Source organism: Parasphingorhabdus sp. NYA22 (assembly GCF_976973735.1).
Genome location: NZ_OZ333477.1, coordinates 3,212,591 through 3,228,152, shown reverse-complemented (window position 1 = coordinate 3,228,152; position 15,562 = coordinate 3,212,591). Strand labels below are relative to the sequence as shown.

Here is a 15,562-nt window from a genome sequence, read left to right as displayed (position 1 = left end):
GGGACTTCGTGATACTTGGATTTCTGATACTGGGCTGTGAGAATATGTCAGAACAGATCGCGTGTTGCGCTCGATCCAGTCGCGGATACATGGCATGAATGTGCCTGATCTGGCCGAGGGGGTAGCCATCGGGCAATCGTCTCGGTCGTTTCATGGCAGTGAAGCGCCGCTGCTCGACCTTCCTTACAACTATGCCCGTGATCAAGGCGTGTTAATCTGTTCGATGGAAGGCGATCGCGCTTCGATCGCGATGCGCACGGGATCCGACCCATCCGCATTGCTGGAAGTGCGGCGCTATCTGGCGTTGCCTTTCGATGTGGATATGGTGGATGATCCGGCATTCGAGAAGCTGCTCAGCGCCCATTATCCGATGGACGGCTCCGCTGCCACCATGGCCAGCGATATGGCGCTGGCTGGCGGGGGGCTGGACGATATTGCCGGTGATATCCCGAGCGCAGAAGATTTGCTGGACAGCGCCGATGATGTTCCGACGATCCGGTTGATCAACGGGATCATTGCAGAGGCCGCAAGACAGGGTGCCTCGGACATCCATATCGAGTCCTATGAGGCCGGACTTGTTGTCCGCATGCGGGTCGACGGCGTGCTGACCGAAAAGCTCCGTATGCCGCCGCATGTCGCGGACGTGATTGTCCACCGGATCAAGCTAATGGCGCGGCTGGATATTGCTGAACGAAGAATCCCGCAGGATGGCCGGATCAGTCTGACATTGGGGCCCAAGCTGTTCGACGTGCGTGTTTCCACACTGCCGAACCGGGCGAGCGAGCGCGTGGTGATGCGGATACTGGACAAGGAAAGCACCGGCATTTCGCTCGATCTGCTCGGCATGTCGGAGAGCACCCATGCGATCCTGACCGATGCGCTTAGCGAACCCAATGGCATTATTCTCGTCACCGGACCAACGGGTTCGGGCAAGACCACCACGCTTTACGCCGGTCTCAAGCAGCTCAACGACGGCAGCCGCAATATTCTGACCATCGAGGATCCGGTAGAAGATGCGATCGAGGGCATTGGCCAGACCCAGGTGAAAACAAAAGTCGGACTCACTTTTGCTGCCGGACTGCGCGCCATTCTAAGACAAGATCCGGATGTGGTAATGATTGGTGAGATACGTGACCGGGAGACCGCAGAAATCGCGGTGCAGGCCAGCCTGACCGGCCACCTCGTCCTGTCCACGGTGCACACCAATGATGCGGTCAGTGCGATCACACGGATGCGAGACATGAAAGTGGAACCGTTTCTGCTGGCCTCGACATTACGCGCGGTTGTGTCCCAGCGTCTGGTCAGAAAACTCTGCGAGCATTGCCGCACGCCGATACAGGCCGATGGGAGCCTTGCCTCTCTACTCGGTTTTGATAATGGCACGGTGGTCTACCGCGAGACCGGCTGCGATCAATGTAACCAGACCGGCTTTCAGGGCCTGATCGGGGTGTTCGAGGCGATCCGCGTTGATGACACGCTCAGAAAGCTGATCAACGATGGCGGGGATGAAGCGCGCATTGCCTCCCATGCCTTCCTGCGCCAGCCGAATCTCGGCTCCGCTGCCAGAGCCCTCGTCCGCGAAGGTCTTACCACCGCCGAGGAAGGCATCAGAATATCCCGCCGAGAAAGCGAGACTGTAGGTTAGGCTGACTCTTCCCATAAGCGCATTGCGGCGTTACTATCTCGCATGACCGATCAATCGACAATGACCTATGCGCGCTATCTGGCGCTCGACACTCTGCTCGACGCGCAACATCCCCGTTCAGATCTGGACGACGAGATGCTGTTCATCATCATCCACCAGACCAAAGAACTCTGGCTCAAACAGATTATCCGCGAGATGCGCTTTGCCAAGCAGCAGATAAGCACTGATGCACTGGTACCTGCCTATAAAGCCCTGGCGCGGGTCAGCCGCATCCAGGCGGTCATGACGCTCAGCTGGGATGTATTGTCGACGATGACACCTAGCGATTACACGCGGTTCCGTCATGTTCTGGGACCGAGTTCCGGCTTCCAGTCCGACCAGTTCCGGACCGTTGAATATATGCTTGGCCTCAAGGACAAGGCATTCCTGAAATATCAGGAGGATAGGCCGGAAGCGCAAGCGGCGATGCAGGCTGCGCTCGATCAACCGAGTATCTGGGATGATGCGATAGCGGCCTTGGCACGTGCCGGCTTTGATATTGCTCCGGACTTGCTGGCCCGCGACTTTGCCGTCTCGCATCAACCGTCGGAACAGGTCGAGGCAGCCTTTTTGGAAGTTTACCGCAATCCCGAGAAATATTGGGAACTCTATCAACTGGCGGAAAAGCTGGTCGACCTTGATGATGCCATGGCGACCTGGCGGCACAAGCATGTGCTGACCGTCGAGCGGATCATCGGCGGGAAAATGGGCACCGGCGGAACGGCGGGCGTTTCCTATCTGCAGAGCACGGTCGGCAAGCGCGCCTTTCCCGAACTTTGGTCGCTGCGTACCCAATTATGAGCTGGAAACATCTGTTTTCCAGGTCTCTGGCCGCGAACCCCGGGCGGCTGCATTTCGCTGCCCACAGCCATCATCTCTGGCCCGATGCCAGCCACGACGGCCATATGGCGGCCTGGCAGGACGCGGCGGCGCTGGCGGATCACAAGTGGGCTAAGATTATGGGGCCGATTTGGTCCGAAGCGCAAGAACATGTCGCTAATGAACTGAACCTGCCCGATCCAGCGACGCTTTGCTTTGCTCCCAACACGCATGATTTTATCGTGCGCATGTTGTCCGCCATTCCGGCGCGGCCGGTCAGGGTGCTGGCCACCGATGGCGAGTTTCACAGCTTTCGCCGCCAAATGACGCGCTGGGTGGAATCCGGAGAGGTTGTCCTGGAAACCGCGTCGCCGGAAGGCTTGCTTTCTCGGGCCAGGACCGATTTTTTTGATCTGATATTTGCCAGCCATGTCCTGTTCAATTCCGGCACCATCGTCTCCGTGCTGGATGAACTTGCGGCGCTGGCGCGTCCCGAGGGGCCTTGGGTGGTGATCGATGGCTATCACGGCTTCATGGCGATCGAGACCGATCTGTCGCAAATAGCGGACCGGGTGTTTTACCTCTCGGGTGGTTATAAATACGCGATGGCGGGGGAGGGGGCCTGCTTCCTCCACGCACCTCCGGGCTATGCCGAACGTCCTGTAGTGACTGGCTGGTATGCAGCATTTGACGATCTCGCCCTGCCGCCCGGAGAGGTCGGCTATGCTCCGGACGGACGGCGGTTTCTTGGCAGTACTTTCGATCCCTCCGGCCTCTATCGTTATAACGCTGTGCAGAATATGCTGAACAGCGAAGGGCTGACGACGGCGGTGATTTCAAGCCATGTCGCCGCTCTGCAGGCCCAGTTTCTGGAAGGCGACTCGCTGCCAGACTTTGAACTTCTCAATCCGCTTGGCGGCCCGCAGCACGCGCGCTTTCTCGCTTTCCGCGGGGAAACAGCATCCGCACTCCATTACAGGCTGGCCGGGCAAAATGTCGTGACAGATGTCCGCGGCGATGTCCTGCGGATTGGCTTCGCGCTTTATCAGGATCGGAACGATGTGGAGCGCTTGATAAAAATAATAGCCGAAGTGGTCTGAACGATTTGCCGTTACGGACTGTCAGCCTTTGTCCGTTATTTAGAGGATTTCGGGGTTTTGCCGACTGATATTTCCATTGACCTGAGCATTTTCAGCAATAGGCATAACCGATCAGTTAAAGCCGCCTTGAAAAGGACAGACCATGAGCATTTCCGTCGATATCCAGAATGATGTGGCGCTTATCACCTTGGACGATGGCAAGGCCAACGCCGTCAATTTCGAGCTGATGGAGGCGCTCAACGAGGCGCTGGACAAAGCCGAAACGGATGCCAAGGCAATTGTATTGGCTGGCCGTGAAGGTCGTTTTTCTGGCGGCTTCGATCTCGGTATGATGGGCAGCTTCACCCGTGACGATTCCGTCCGTTTGCTCGATCGTGCCTCGGAACTGGTGCTGCGTCTATATGGCGGGCCGCTTCCCGTCGTTGCGGCTTGCACCGGCCACGCCATCGCCATGGGCGTGTTCCTGTTGATGTCCTGCGACACGCGGATTGGAGCGGCAGGCGATTTCAAACTGGGTGCGAATGAATCGATTACCGGCATGACCCTGCCGGTATTTGCAGTCGAGCTGGCGCGGGACCGGCTCAGCCCGCTGCACCAGACCCGCGCGATGATCCAGGCCTATATTTATGATCCGAACGGCGCGGTCGAGGCGGGCTATCTCGATATGCTGGTCGAGCCGGATAAAGTCGTCAGTCAGGCAACCGCGATTGCCGGCCAACTCGCCAAGCTGCCGGGTCATGCCTATGCCTATCAGAAATCGGCAATGCGCAAACCGGCGCTGGATGCGATCCGGGCGAGCATCGGCAATCATCCTAATCTGCGGAACTAGGCTCTTATCCCTAGTCTTAGCGATGCTGGTCGATCAGGATCGGGTTGCCATCGGGATCGGTCAACATGATGCTGGCCGGACCCTTGCTGCCATCGGTCTGGCTGTCGAGCTGCACGCCCGCTGCCAGCAATGATTTTTCAATCGTCCGGATATCGTCAAAATTATCGATATTCTGTGCATTCTGATCCCATCCGGGGTTGAAAGTCAGCATATTCTTGGGAAACATGCCCTCGAACAGGCCGAGCGTTATCTCGCCATTTTTCAGGATCAGCCATTTCTGGTCTTCGTCGCCGCCAAATTTGGCAAAGCCGAGCTTTTCGTAAAAGGCCTTTGAAAGAGCGATGTTCTTGACCGACAGGCTTATTGAAAAGGCTCCGAGTTTCATCTTCATTCTCCTTCGCTGCACTTATTGCCGGACTGGCAGGATTTTCGGATTTTGCAAAACAGCAGCCGAGACGATGGCGATGATCAATCCCACCGGAAATATCTCCATGAAAGTCATCGGCATGCGAATATAGATTTTGCCGTAATCGGAGCGCAATTCTTCCAGAGCCATAATTTCCTGCGCCAGTTTTTCTGCGGTCAGGCCTGCCGCTTTTTTGGCCTCGATCGCGCTGTTCACATAGCCGTTGATATAAGCGTAATCGTTGCTCAGCGAATATAGCTCCCAGACGACCGTATACATGATCCCGGCGATCATCGCGATGGCGAGGCCCATAGCAAGTGCAGGAAAGAACCGGATAACCCCGCCGAGTTCCTGATCGCGATAGCGTTTTATGCCAATGAATATCATCGACAGCGCGACCAACATGGTCAGATAGCCGAAAAGTTCCGACGAGAGAAAACTGCTACCATTGCTGACAACGATACCCAGGATCAACGTGGCTATGGTGATAGTCCCGGACAGCACTCCATAGGTTAAGGCGATTTTCTGCATGGCATTTCCTCCGTTTGTACGGTGGTTATGGCAGCCGCCACGGCTATTGGAAATCACCCGGATGGGTGATTTCGCTATTATCATCCCTTTATATCAGCGGATCAGATGCAGGGTTCGCGCTTCCTCGATCGCCCGGATACGGCCATTGACCCGCAGTTTCGCGTAGAGCTTGGCGATATGGGTTTTGACGGTATTGGGCGAGATTCCCAGCGTCCGCCCGATCTCCTTGTTCGATTGACCGTCCGCCAATGCTTCGAGCACTTCCAGTTCCCGTGCCGATATGCCCAGCGATTTGAGCGCGGCCCTGTTCTGCTCAAATGGTCCACGCGGTTTTTTCACGGTCAGTCTGTGGCCGACCCAGATGCCGAGCGATGCAAAGGCGAGGGCGATCAGCACGACATAGATTTCAACCGAATAGGTCTTGGCGAAATATTGATATTGCAGCCACTCCAGCGCGAAAGCTGCCGCAGCCAGCGGCAGGCTGTAGAGCAACAGGATTTTCAGGACTGGTTTCGACATCGTGATCAGTGGGACTGCCGGCGTGCGCCAGCCGCCCTATTTCTCCCCCAGCAGATATTTTTGCCAGAAGATCAGGCTCGCCCAGAATTGATAGTCGGCATTGGCTTTCTTGCGGAATCCATGGCCTTCATTCTCGGCCAGCAAATGCCAGGCTGGGCGGTCATTGGCGCGGACGGCAGCGACGATCTGGTCGGCTTCGCTTGCCGGGACGCGCGGGTCATTGGCGCCGGTAACCACCATCAGCGGGATATTGATCTCGCTGGCGCGGAGTAGCGGGCTTATTTCTTCGAGCTTGGCGCGCTGTTCGGGAATGCGTTCGTCGCCATATTCCACCCGCCTGAGGTCGCGGCGATAGGCCTGGGTGTTTTCCAGAAATGTCACAAAATTGGAAATGCCGACGACCTCCAGCCCGGCCTTCAGCTTCTTGCCGTAGCGCAGCATCGACGCCAGCGTCATATAGCCGCCATAGCTGCCACCGGATATCGCGATGCGCTTGCGGTCAATGAGCCGGTCCCCCTGCAATTGGTCGAGAAACGCACCGATATCGAGCACGCTGTTCTCCCGCAGCCAGGGGCCGTTATCGAGCGTCACGAACCTTTTGCCAAAGCCGATTGACCCCCGCACATTGGGGTAGAATATCGCGATGCCCAGTTCGTTGATCAGATAGTTATTGCGACCCAGAAAACGCGGTGTGGCCTGACCTTCCGGCCCGCCGTGAATGTCGATGATCAGCGGCCGCTTGCCCTTGTACCGGGCGGGATCGGGGCGATAGAGAAATCCGGACATTTTCTCGCCGTCGAAACTTTCTATCTCGACCAGCTCCGGCGCGACATTGTCGGCGCTATCCAGCCCGCCGGTTTCGCTTCTGGTCCAGCGGGTGATCGCCAGAGTTTCGGGGTTGACGCTATAGGCATCGGTGCCGGTGCGGTTGCTGTTCAGCGTGATGCCGAGCTCCCCCCAGGGCGCGAACTTGACGCCGCTGATCACGCCATCCGACAGGCCGTCCACGACGCGGACCTCGCCGCTTTGCATGTCATAGAATTTGAGCACGGAGCGGCCGGCATGATTGACCTCGAAGGCGATCCAGCGGCCATCCTGGCTGATATCGAAATCGGTGATATCCCGGACTTTCTCGTCGATTACCGGTTCGAAGGAAGCGGTTTCCAGATTGACGAAGCCGAGCCGTTTGACGTCGCTGCCGTCATCCGATGCCGCCCAGAGCCGGCCGTCGGGCGCGAATTTCAGCCCGTCATAGCCGACCGGCTTGCTGCTGTCGGTCAGCTTGCGCGACGTGCCCTGGGCGATGTCGATCAGATAGAGCTGGTTGTCGGTGACCGAGACATAGTTGAATACCAGCAACTGTTTGTCATCCGGTGAAAAGTCGATCGGAAACCAACCGCCACCGGTGGAAGCGATCAGCATCCGGGCGCTGTCCGGGTGGGCCGGGTCCATCAGATAGATGTCATTGTAAAGCCCGGTGCGCTTGTTCGAGCCGAAGGCGACCAGCTTGCCGCTGCTCGACCAGGGGCCCAGATTGTTGCGGCTTTCGCCATCGCTGAGCAGCTCGGGCCCGCCTTTCGTCAGCGCATAGATCTGGTTGACCTCGTTGCCGCCGCTGTCCTTCTCGAACAACAAGGCGGAGCCGTCGGGCGCATAACGGGCCGAATAGACCGGTTCGCCGGCAAAGGTCAGTTGCTCGCGCTGTCCCATCGGGGTGGCAACGCGGTGCAGCTGGTTGGTGTCGGCAAAGCGGGTGGATATCAGCATGGCTCTGCTCTTCGGGTCCCAGTCGATAAAACTGGCAGTCCGATATTCCATATAGGGCCGGGTGCGGTCGACGATTTCCCGAGGAATATCAGGGATCTGGTCGGCGACCAGCGCGGCGGGTTTCGGCGCTACATCCTGCGCCAGCGCCGGTCCCTGCCATGCGATCGTTACTGCCGCGACCACCATGCTGATCAACCATTTGCCCGTCATAAACTGTTCCTGCTGTTCCGTTGTGCGATGTTTATGGACGAAGCGTAGCAAAAGCAATTAGAGGGGACCATGTTTTGTGCCGACCAACCCTTTGTCCTGCTTGATGATGTGCGGGCCGCTGATGCAGCGTCAGCGCGGCTTTACAGCGATCCGGTAGCGATCATCCGGGCGGACAAATTGGAAGAATTGGAAGCATGTTTTGAGTCCCTGTCGCGGGCGCGATTGGCGGGAAAGCATGTTGCCGGTTATCTTTCCTATGAGGCGGGGCTGGGGCTGGAGGAGCGGTTGCGGGGCAAAATGCCGGCGGATTTGCCTGCACCGCTGGCCTGGTTCGGGATTTTCAATGATTACAATGAATTAAGCCCGGATGAGGTGGCCGAGGCGCTGCCCGACCGCAACGGGGCGTGGCTTGGGCGGCTCGAGCCTCTGGTGTCGCGCGAGGCTTATGATGCGGCGTTCGAAACCGTACAAAATTACATCAATAATGGCGATATTTATCAGGCCAACCTCACGTTTCGCGCGGAAATGGACTTTTCCGGACATCCGCTGGCGCTTTATGCCGCCATAAGAGGGCGGGCGCAGGCCGGCTATGGCGGCGTCGTGTTTGACGGCACCAACTGGATGCTGTCCTTCTCGCCGGAACTGTTCTTCGCGCTGAAAGACGGAAGGATCACCGCCAGGCCAATGAAGGGTACCGCCGCGCGGGTTGCCGATCCGGAAGCGGACGCAAAAGTGCAGGCGCAATTGCAGAGCGACCCGAAGCAACGCGCGGAAAATCTGATGATCGTCGACCTGCTGCGCAACGACCTGTCGCGGGTGGCCAGGCAGGGCAGCGTCAAGGTGCCGGAGCTGTTCCACGTCGAAAGCTATCCGACCATCCACCAGATGACCTCGACCGTCACCGCGGAGCTCAGGGAGAGCCTTGATGCTGTCGATGTCATCCGCCAGATTTTCCCCTGTGGCTCGATCACCGGCGCGCCGAAAATCCGGGCGATGGAGATTATCGACGAGCTGGAACTGGCGCCCAGTGGTTCCGGCCCGCGCGGCATCTATTGCGGCTCGATCGGCCGCATCGACGCCCCCGATGAAACGGGCCGCTCCGACGCCGCCTTCAATGTCGCGATCCGCACTTTCTTCCTGCAAGAGGGCAAAGAAACGCTTTCCATCGGCCTCGGCTCTGGCATAGTGGCGGACTCGAACGGGGAAGACGAGTGGCGGGAATGTCTCGCCAAGGGGAGATTTGCGAAAGTGGATGCCAATGGGGACGGCAGTGCGGGGGGCGATGCGGGCGGGGGCCATAGAGTCGACCTGATCGAGACCATGGCCTTTGATCCCGCCAGCGGCATCGCCCGGCTGGAAGCGCATCTCGAACGGATGAAGACCAGCGCCCGCACCCTGCAATTCGAATTCGACCGCCACGCCGCGCGCAACGCGATCCAGGCGATCACTTTTCATCAGGAAGCGCCCGCGATGGTCCGCCTGCACCTCGGCCAGTCCGGCGCGCTGGCGATCGAGCTAAAGCCGATGCCCGCGCCGCAAGACGGCCCGGTCCGCTGTCAGCTGGTGTCGATGCAGGCCGAGCCCCAGGATTTTCGCCTGCACCACAAGACCAGCGACCGGCGGGTCTATGAGGTCGCCAAAGAAGACGGTGGCCTAGCGGATGGCGCCCACCCGATCTTCGTCGATGGCGACGGCTATGTCACCGAAGGCGCGATCTGGAATGTGTTCGTCGAGCGTGACGGCAAGTTGCTGACGCCGCCTTTGGCAAGAGGTGTGTTGCCGGGCGTGCTGCGCGCGGAACTGATTGAGAGTGGGCAGGCGGTCGAGGCGGAATTGCGCGCGGAGGATCTGGCGGGCGGGTTTTTGGTTGGGAATAGTGTGCGGGGGTTGGTGAGAGGTGAGGTGGCGGATTAGAGCGCTGTTATAGTAAATCTAAAATAGATTATTGATAGCAGAATATAAGTTAACACCATAGCTATCTGGATCGAAGCCTATAATCGATGTTAAAAGATCCTCGTTAAGTTCTAGTTTATGGTAATCTATAGCGCCCATGAGACGATTTTCGTTTCTTTTTTCTGAACTGCTAAGGACTTTTTTTAGAACATCGAGCATTTCAACTTGTTGTTTTATATTAGAAGAAGACTGGACGAGTAAGAGCGCTAGTTCTCTAATACGATCGGTGTCGATTAACGATGTGGTGTTGTCAGAAAGCTTAATACCCCCCCCTTCACGAATTTTTGCGTATTCATCCATATAGTTTTGATGCAAATTGAGTTTGCGTTGGATGTCTGCTGAAAATTTCTCGTCCGAGGAAGTTAATTTTTTTAACACTGCTTGAGGCCACTGATCGGCGGAGTCCGCAGCGAACGCTGCTGTTAAAATCCGATACGGGTGTTCGCTGATTAACTCTTGTTCAACGTGCAAATAATATTTTTCAAGAACCTCTGCAGCCCTAGCCTTAAACTCACCAGAACCATGTTCCGCTAATTCTTGGACGCTTTTTAAGGGGCCTCTGCCATAGCGCTTTCTAAATCGTCGCATTAAATCAAGAACACGGTCTTTTCGAGGTACATCTAACGTCATTCTCGATAGCAAGGCGCTTCCATAGATGTCTTGTAAATAAACCCCTGTCTGTTCTACGCTGTGAAGAGAGGAAGTGAAATGGCTGAAAATTCTGCTAGGAGCAGTTTCTGCTAATTTTTGTGCCCACGATAAGAGTTGGATGCGCATTAAACGAGCATTCTCTATATCAATATCTTCACCTGTCCATTTTTCGAGTCGGACACCTTCAATCACCTGATCCATCCACAATGTGGAGTTTTTTGGCGATAGTTCCAAGCTGGCCCAAAGCTCTTCTTCCGCGCTTGAGAAAATTGTGTAATCTTCGTCATTTGATGAGGACTGCGGGGAAGAAATATCGCTCAATAATTCAGATAAAATCTCTCCATATTGATTTTGCATTTTCTTTAATTCATCAATTAGTTCTTCATAAGTGTCTTTCGATACGACAATAACACTGCCGTCATCGATAATAACAAGAGGAACAGTATCCTCAATTCTATATGAATAGGAGGCGTCATGGTCAGGTGCGAGCGTTGTAAAATGATTGTCGAATTCATCGATTGGTTGGAATCCGATTATCTTAAGTCTTTCATCAGTGACCGGAATATAGATCTGATTATCGGGGTAGTGCAGAAATGATGGAATGCAGATAGCGTTATTCTGTTTTGATATGTTGAGGGCCGAGTAAAGAATGTAAGGATTGTCAGTCATTTTATGTCTTGCGCCAGTTCATATATCTTTGAGTAATATGAACTGCTTGATAGGGGGAAAAGCGGGTAAGATTTGATCTCACATCCTAGGTTAGAGAGCTTTTTTTCTATACTCGGATCTCTTAGCCACTCTTTGCAAACTATTACGGCAGCCAAATTGCCGGATGCTAATTCTATTTCTGAATCATACTGAAATTCAATCAATTTCACCCGATCATCAATTTCGGCATTTGAGGGGGAATTGTACAACTTAGCGAGTGCCAAAGGAATGAATTGAGAAGTCTCGTTCCCGATTAAGTTTCTGATGTCCTGATACGACGTGGCTGTACCATTCTGGTATTCGTCGATGCTGCCAAAGAAGTAATTTATTAGCTTTGATACAGACTGCCATGTCGGGTCAATTTCGAAGTCTTCGATCTTAAGTTTTCCAATAATTTGACGATAGCGATCAGAGTGCAGTGCTCCACTATCGAAAGGATGAATTCGTTTGGGACTTAGATTCTGGGGTCTTTTTAGAAAAAAAACGGCAGGAAGTTGCCAGAACGATGGATCATGAACGATCGAAGTTTTATATGCCGGCCTTCCCAGAAAAAAGTATGCTAGTTTCTCCCTGTTGAAGACCAGGCATTCACTTGGAATGATCTTTCCGCATTCCAATATATCCAAAAAAATCTCACCACTTGCCGTATGAATTAAACTACGCTCTTCAAGAAGCGCGCACGCTGGCTGCTGCGCTAAGAAATTTTCCAATCGTTTCATACGTCAGCGATACTTGCGCAATCGAACGTTAAGTGCAACTTGATCTTGCTGTGCGATTACAAAAACTGATTGTCTCACCTGTTTTAGCCAAAGAAAAATGGCACAAATTACAGCAGATTATCCCTATCCAAAGATTCCGGTGACAGCGCACTTCATTCCATGACCTAGGCAATTATCCCCGCTGGCTCGGTGGCCTTCATCAGTCCCGGTACCAAAAAGTAGAGCCCGGGAATATCCGGCCAATCGTCGCTGTCATTGATGATGCCCTCATAGTTTCCCATCGCTGACCGCATGACACAACATCGCAATGCATGTAAACGCCCCGGCAACGGACATAACAATCATGAGGATATTTGATGGACAAGCACGAAGATGTCATTGTCACATACGGGAAAGAAATCGTAAATATTAAATTCAATCGACCCAGGCAACTTAACGCTTTGAATGAAAACATACGCGCCGTCATCGCAGCGACGCTGAATGAATTGATGGAGAGGCCGGACATCCGGTTGCTGGTGTTTAGCGGCGAGGGCAAATCATTTTGTTCGGGCGCTGACCTGAAGACAACGTCCTATCCGAAAGTCGAGGGCGACTGGTCGACGCGGCGCAATCGTACTGCGACATGGCAGCGCTTGCTGGAACAGCTGGACCGTATTCCCCAGGTGAGCATAGCGAGTATTCAGGGTCATGTGATAGGCGGAGGCGCGCTGCTGGCGACCGCCTGCGATTTCAGGGTCATAGCCAAGAATACGATCTTCAGAATACCCGAGCTTGCGCTTGGGATCCCCAACGTATGGAACGGCACTCCGCTGCTCGCCCGAGAGGTCGGCCTGCCGGTCACGCGAGACTGGGTTATGACCGCAAGAAAAGTATATGCCGATGAGCTGATGAGCGCTCATTGGGCGCAGCGCTGCGCGGAAGACGGCGAACTTGGTCAGGCGACCGAAACCTTGATTGGAGAGCTTTTGCAGATGCCTGCCGCACCGCTGGCATTAACACGGGGCATGACTTCCAGCCTTGGTAGAGGAAAGTCGGGCATGCAACTCGGTTGGGCCGACGCCGACTTGCAGCAATGGGCGTTGAACGAAGAGGAATATCATGCTGCCGTTGAAGCCTATCTTGGTTCTATGGCCAAATAACCAGCCAAGGCCTGCGCGAAGCCAAATATTTGTCTGATGAGGGGCTGGTTCTTCTGATGGCGTTGCCGTGCTGGTATTTGCGGTTGCGTTAAGTCGGACATAAGCCGGCATCGTTATTTGCATTCCAGAAACAGTTGCGCTTAGGTGTCCCATGATCTCAATACGCGCTCGCATCGTAAATCGTCTGTTGCCACTGACTGGCACAAAGACGTTTTTCTCCAATCCGTCCGAAGTGCAGGGAAAGATAGAGAAGCTTCGTCAAAAAGGCCCGGACTTGCCCTCGAAACGCTTCAGACGGAAGTTTGCAGTGCTGGAAGAGCAGGTTGATGGATATCAACTGTTCACGATTGCTCCAGGAGCAGGCGCCCGCAAAGGCGATCACCACGTCCTTTACCTACATGGCGGAGGATATGTGATGGACATGTCCTGGGCCCATTGGAACTTTGTTGGACGGCTTGTCGATGCAACAGGGGCAAGCGTGACCGTCCCTATCTACCCGCTTGCGCCGGAGCAGAAATGTGAAAAGCTGATCCCCCAGATGCAGCATCTATTTGGACAGCTTGCAGAGAAACACGGCGCAGCGAATATGACCGTGATGGGAGATAGCGCCGGTGGCGGCCTGTCTTTGGCTCTCGCTCATGCACTGCGCGATAGCGGAAGTCTCCAGCCCAGTCGCTTGATCCTGCTATCGCCCTGGCTTGATGTCACCGCAATGCATCCTGATCAGCCTGAAATAGAAAAACGCGACCCGATGATCTCTATACCCGGGTTAAGAAAATTCGGAGAATTATACGCTGGGCCTTTAGATGTAAAAGACCCGAGGGTCAGCCCATTGTTCGGGTCGCATGATCGACTACCGCCCATGCAAATATTTACCGGATCGGCGGATGTATTATTGCCTGATTCACAAAGATTCCAGACCGCTCTGGAACGCGTGGGCGGAAATTGTGAATATCATGAATATTCAAAAATGTTTCACGTCTGGATGTTGATCCCGATACCGGAAGGCAAAAGGGTGATGCGGCAAATTGCTGATTTTATATTGCAGCCGATATAATGTCCGCGTTCGGGCTGAATTGGGCACTCGTCCTCAACCCGGCCCACCCCGACACCTCCAGCGCATCGCACGGGTGTCGAGAGCTTCCCCAAAGCTTTCTTAAACCGAGCGGTCTAAACCGGCCTTGCTTTGGCACACCATATTTTGGTTTGGATCCCGGCCTGCGCCGGGATGACGGGTGTTGGTGGATCAGCGGGCAGTGACGACGCAGCCAGTCACTGCACTTTGGAACCACCGTTCCATTCGCGGCGGAGCAGGCCATAGACCAGCAAATCGCAAAGCCCGTTGTGCGTGCGCTCATGCTCGCGCAGGCAGGCTTCGCGGGTGAAGCCCAATCGCTCGGCCAGCGCTATCGAGGCTAGATTCCGGCTGTCTATTTCCGCGAATATACGGCGATGATTTTCCCGTTCGAAGAGATGGGAAATCAGGGCGGCGGTGCAGGCGCGGGCGATGCCGCGGCCTTGCCGCTCTGCCACCGTGACATAGCCCAGTTCGGTGACCTGATCGTCATCGGTCGGAACCGCGACAAAGCGGCCGACAAGGGCGTCGTCGGATTTGTCGATGGCAACCCAGCTGCGGCCATTCCAGTCCGGATCGGTGAGCCAGTCACATAGCTCGGCTTCGCTGTCAAAATGCGGGCGCGACAGAAACCGGCACGCCTCCTCGCTCGCAAATGTCGGGAACAGGGCCGCGCTGTCCCCGGGCTGCAGTTTGCGGAGCGTGTATTTCCCGGCGTCGATCAAAACTGTGTCGGGCATTTGTTCACCATGCTGTCCTTTTGCGTATTCGCCGTTCAAGGGCGCTATTCCGCTGGCGCTGCTTTTTCAGCCTTGCCCGCAGTCACGAGGGCATCCCAACTGTCCCAGTCTATCATGCGTCCGGGATAAGCAACCTTCTCGAATGGCCATTCTGTCGCTACCCAGCGGGTTGCCCATTGATATAGCTCGGCGTCGAAACCTGCGTCATATTCGGCCTTGGTCACCCATAGGCTGACTTCCGCATCATAGCCTTCCACCTTGCCGGGACGGACGTAGAGAGAGCCGCGCTCGCGATTGCCGTCCGGCGTGAGGACGGCATAGGCAAAGGATTTGCGGCTCGAGAACCGGGCCTTTTCATTCTCCATGTCCTTCATCGCATCGGCGGCAGTGATGTCCTTGTGCGGCCAGCCAGTGCTTCGGGTGAAGGTCTTCTGCAAATGTTCGATGGACGACATATAGGCGGCGAAATCGACATCAACCAGATCTGGACCCAGTGGCACGATCTTGAAATCTTCTGTCTCGACCAATGTCGGAGCGTTGAAATCCGCCGGTATGAAGGAGGAGGGAGCCTCCGCCTCCGGCGCCGCATCCGGCTCTGCAACTTCGGCGGTGCTGGCCGTTGCGAAGGCTCCCGCAGTTGCCGGGCCGCTCGTCATCAAAAACATTGCCGCCGTCAGGCCTGCGCCCGTCATCGTGAAATTCATCATGCTTG

Annotated in this window: 16 protein-coding genes; 7 read left to right on the top strand and 9 right to left on the bottom strand. The window is 55.3% G+C overall.

The genetic code is table 11. From position 1 onward, the window contains the following. Positions 1 to 94: 94 nt before the first annotated feature. The 4 genes from ACWFTY_RS15400 to ACWFTY_RS15385 all read left to right on the top strand — a co-directional run bounded on the left by ACWFTY_RS15400 (position 95) and on the right by ACWFTY_RS15385 (position 4,432). Positions 95 to 1,645, top strand: a complete 1,551-nt coding sequence (locus ACWFTY_RS15400) for a GspE/PulE family protein (protein ID WP_447525058.1) — start codon at positions 95 to 97, stop codon at positions 1,643 to 1,645. 42 nt (positions 1,646 to 1,687) lie between these two features. Further along, on the top strand, positions 1,688 to 2,485 hold the full coding sequence (locus tag ACWFTY_RS15395) for a tryptophan 2,3-dioxygenase (RefSeq protein ID WP_447525057.1): 798 nt from the start codon (positions 1,688 to 1,690) through the stop codon (positions 2,483 to 2,485). After that, on the top strand, positions 2,482 to 3,603 hold the full coding sequence (locus ACWFTY_RS15390; protein WP_447525056.1) for a kynureninase/PvdN C-terminal domain-containing protein: 1,122 nt from the start codon (positions 2,482 to 2,484) through the stop codon (positions 3,601 to 3,603). Before ACWFTY_RS15395 ends, ACWFTY_RS15390 begins: the two co-directional genes overlap by 4 nt. 142 nt (positions 3,604 to 3,745) lie before the next feature. Next, a complete protein-coding gene (locus tag ACWFTY_RS15385) occupies positions 3,746 to 4,432 on the top strand; it encodes a crotonase/enoyl-CoA hydratase family protein (RefSeq protein ID WP_447525055.1) in 687 nt (228 codons plus the stop codon). A gap of 16 nt (positions 4,433 to 4,448) precedes the next feature. Here ACWFTY_RS15385 and ACWFTY_RS15380 read toward each other — a convergent pair whose 3' ends face one another. The 4 genes from ACWFTY_RS15380 to ACWFTY_RS15365 all read right to left on the bottom strand — a co-directional run bounded on the left by ACWFTY_RS15380 (position 4,449) and on the right by ACWFTY_RS15365 (position 7,865). After that, complete coding sequence (locus ACWFTY_RS15380) at positions 4,449 to 4,823, bottom strand: VOC family protein (protein WP_447525054.1); 375 nt, start codon at positions 4,821 to 4,823, stop codon at positions 4,449 to 4,451. 15 nt (positions 4,824 to 4,838) lie between these two features. Next, positions 4,839 to 5,369 (bottom strand): DUF4199 domain-containing protein, encoded by a 531-nt coding sequence (locus tag ACWFTY_RS15375; RefSeq protein ID WP_447525053.1) that lies wholly within the window; start codon positions 5,367 to 5,369, stop codon positions 4,839 to 4,841. 93 nt (positions 5,370 to 5,462) lie between these two features. After that, entirely contained in the window at positions 5,463 to 5,888 is a 426-nt protein-coding gene (locus tag ACWFTY_RS15370; protein WP_447525052.1) for a response regulator transcription factor, read from the bottom strand. A gap of 36 nt (positions 5,889 to 5,924) precedes the next feature. After that, positions 5,925 to 7,865, bottom strand: a complete 1,941-nt coding sequence (locus ACWFTY_RS15365) for a S9 family peptidase (protein ID WP_447525051.1) — start codon at positions 7,863 to 7,865, stop codon at positions 5,925 to 5,927. 69 nt (positions 7,866 to 7,934) lie between these two features. Here ACWFTY_RS15365 and pabB point away from each other — a divergent pair, with 69 nt between their 5' ends. Then, the gene (pabB, locus tag ACWFTY_RS15360; RefSeq protein WP_447525050.1) at positions 7,935 to 9,779 is read left to right on the top strand and encodes an aminodeoxychorismate synthase component I; all 1,845 of its coding nucleotides are present in this window, start codon (positions 7,935 to 7,937) and stop codon (positions 9,777 to 9,779) included. An 18-nt stretch (positions 9,780 to 9,797) separates the two neighbouring features. On the opposite strand, the gene ACWFTY_RS15355 is transcribed toward pabB, so the two are convergent. The 3 genes from ACWFTY_RS15355 to ACWFTY_RS15345 form a co-directional block, all read right to left on the bottom strand. Further along, positions 9,798 to 11,138 (bottom strand): hypothetical protein, encoded by a 1,341-nt coding sequence (locus ACWFTY_RS15355; RefSeq protein ID WP_447525049.1) that lies wholly within the window; start codon positions 11,136 to 11,138, stop codon positions 9,798 to 9,800. Beyond that, the gene (locus tag ACWFTY_RS15350) at positions 11,135 to 11,896 is read right to left on the bottom strand and encodes a hypothetical protein (protein WP_447525048.1); all 762 of its coding nucleotides are present in this window, start codon (positions 11,894 to 11,896) and stop codon (positions 11,135 to 11,137) included. The genes ACWFTY_RS15355 and ACWFTY_RS15350 overlap by 4 nt, the downstream gene beginning before the upstream one ends. Positions 11,897 to 12,060: 164 nt before the next feature. Continuing rightward, positions 12,061 to 12,189 carry a hypothetical protein gene (locus ACWFTY_RS15345; RefSeq protein WP_447525047.1) on the bottom strand — a complete coding sequence of 43 codons (129 nt, stop codon included), beginning with the start codon at positions 12,187 to 12,189 and terminating at the stop codon, positions 12,061 to 12,063. Positions 12,190 to 12,252: 63 nt separating this feature from the next. On the opposite strand from ACWFTY_RS15345, the gene ACWFTY_RS15340 reads away from it, so the two are divergent. Both ACWFTY_RS15340 and ACWFTY_RS15335 read left to right on the top strand, forming a co-directional pair. Next, complete coding sequence (locus tag ACWFTY_RS15340; protein ID WP_447525046.1) at positions 12,253 to 13,035, top strand: enoyl-CoA hydratase/isomerase family protein; 783 nt, start codon at positions 12,253 to 12,255, stop codon at positions 13,033 to 13,035. Positions 13,036 to 13,186: 151 nt separating this feature from the next. Then, positions 13,187 to 14,092, top strand: a complete 906-nt coding sequence (locus ACWFTY_RS15335; protein ID WP_447525045.1) for an alpha/beta hydrolase — start codon at positions 13,187 to 13,189, stop codon at positions 14,090 to 14,092. 215 nt (positions 14,093 to 14,307) lie between these two features. Here ACWFTY_RS15335 and ACWFTY_RS15330 read toward each other — a convergent pair whose 3' ends face one another. Continuing rightward, on the bottom strand, positions 14,308 to 14,850 hold the full coding sequence (locus ACWFTY_RS15330) for a GNAT family N-acetyltransferase (RefSeq protein ID WP_447525044.1): 543 nt from the start codon (positions 14,848 to 14,850) through the stop codon (positions 14,308 to 14,310). Positions 14,851 to 14,894: 44 nt separating this feature from the next. Further along, complete coding sequence (locus tag ACWFTY_RS15325; protein ID WP_447525043.1) at positions 14,895 to 15,557, bottom strand: twin-arginine translocation pathway signal protein; 663 nt, start codon at positions 15,555 to 15,557, stop codon at positions 14,895 to 14,897. Positions 15,558 to 15,562: the final 5 nt, after the last annotated feature.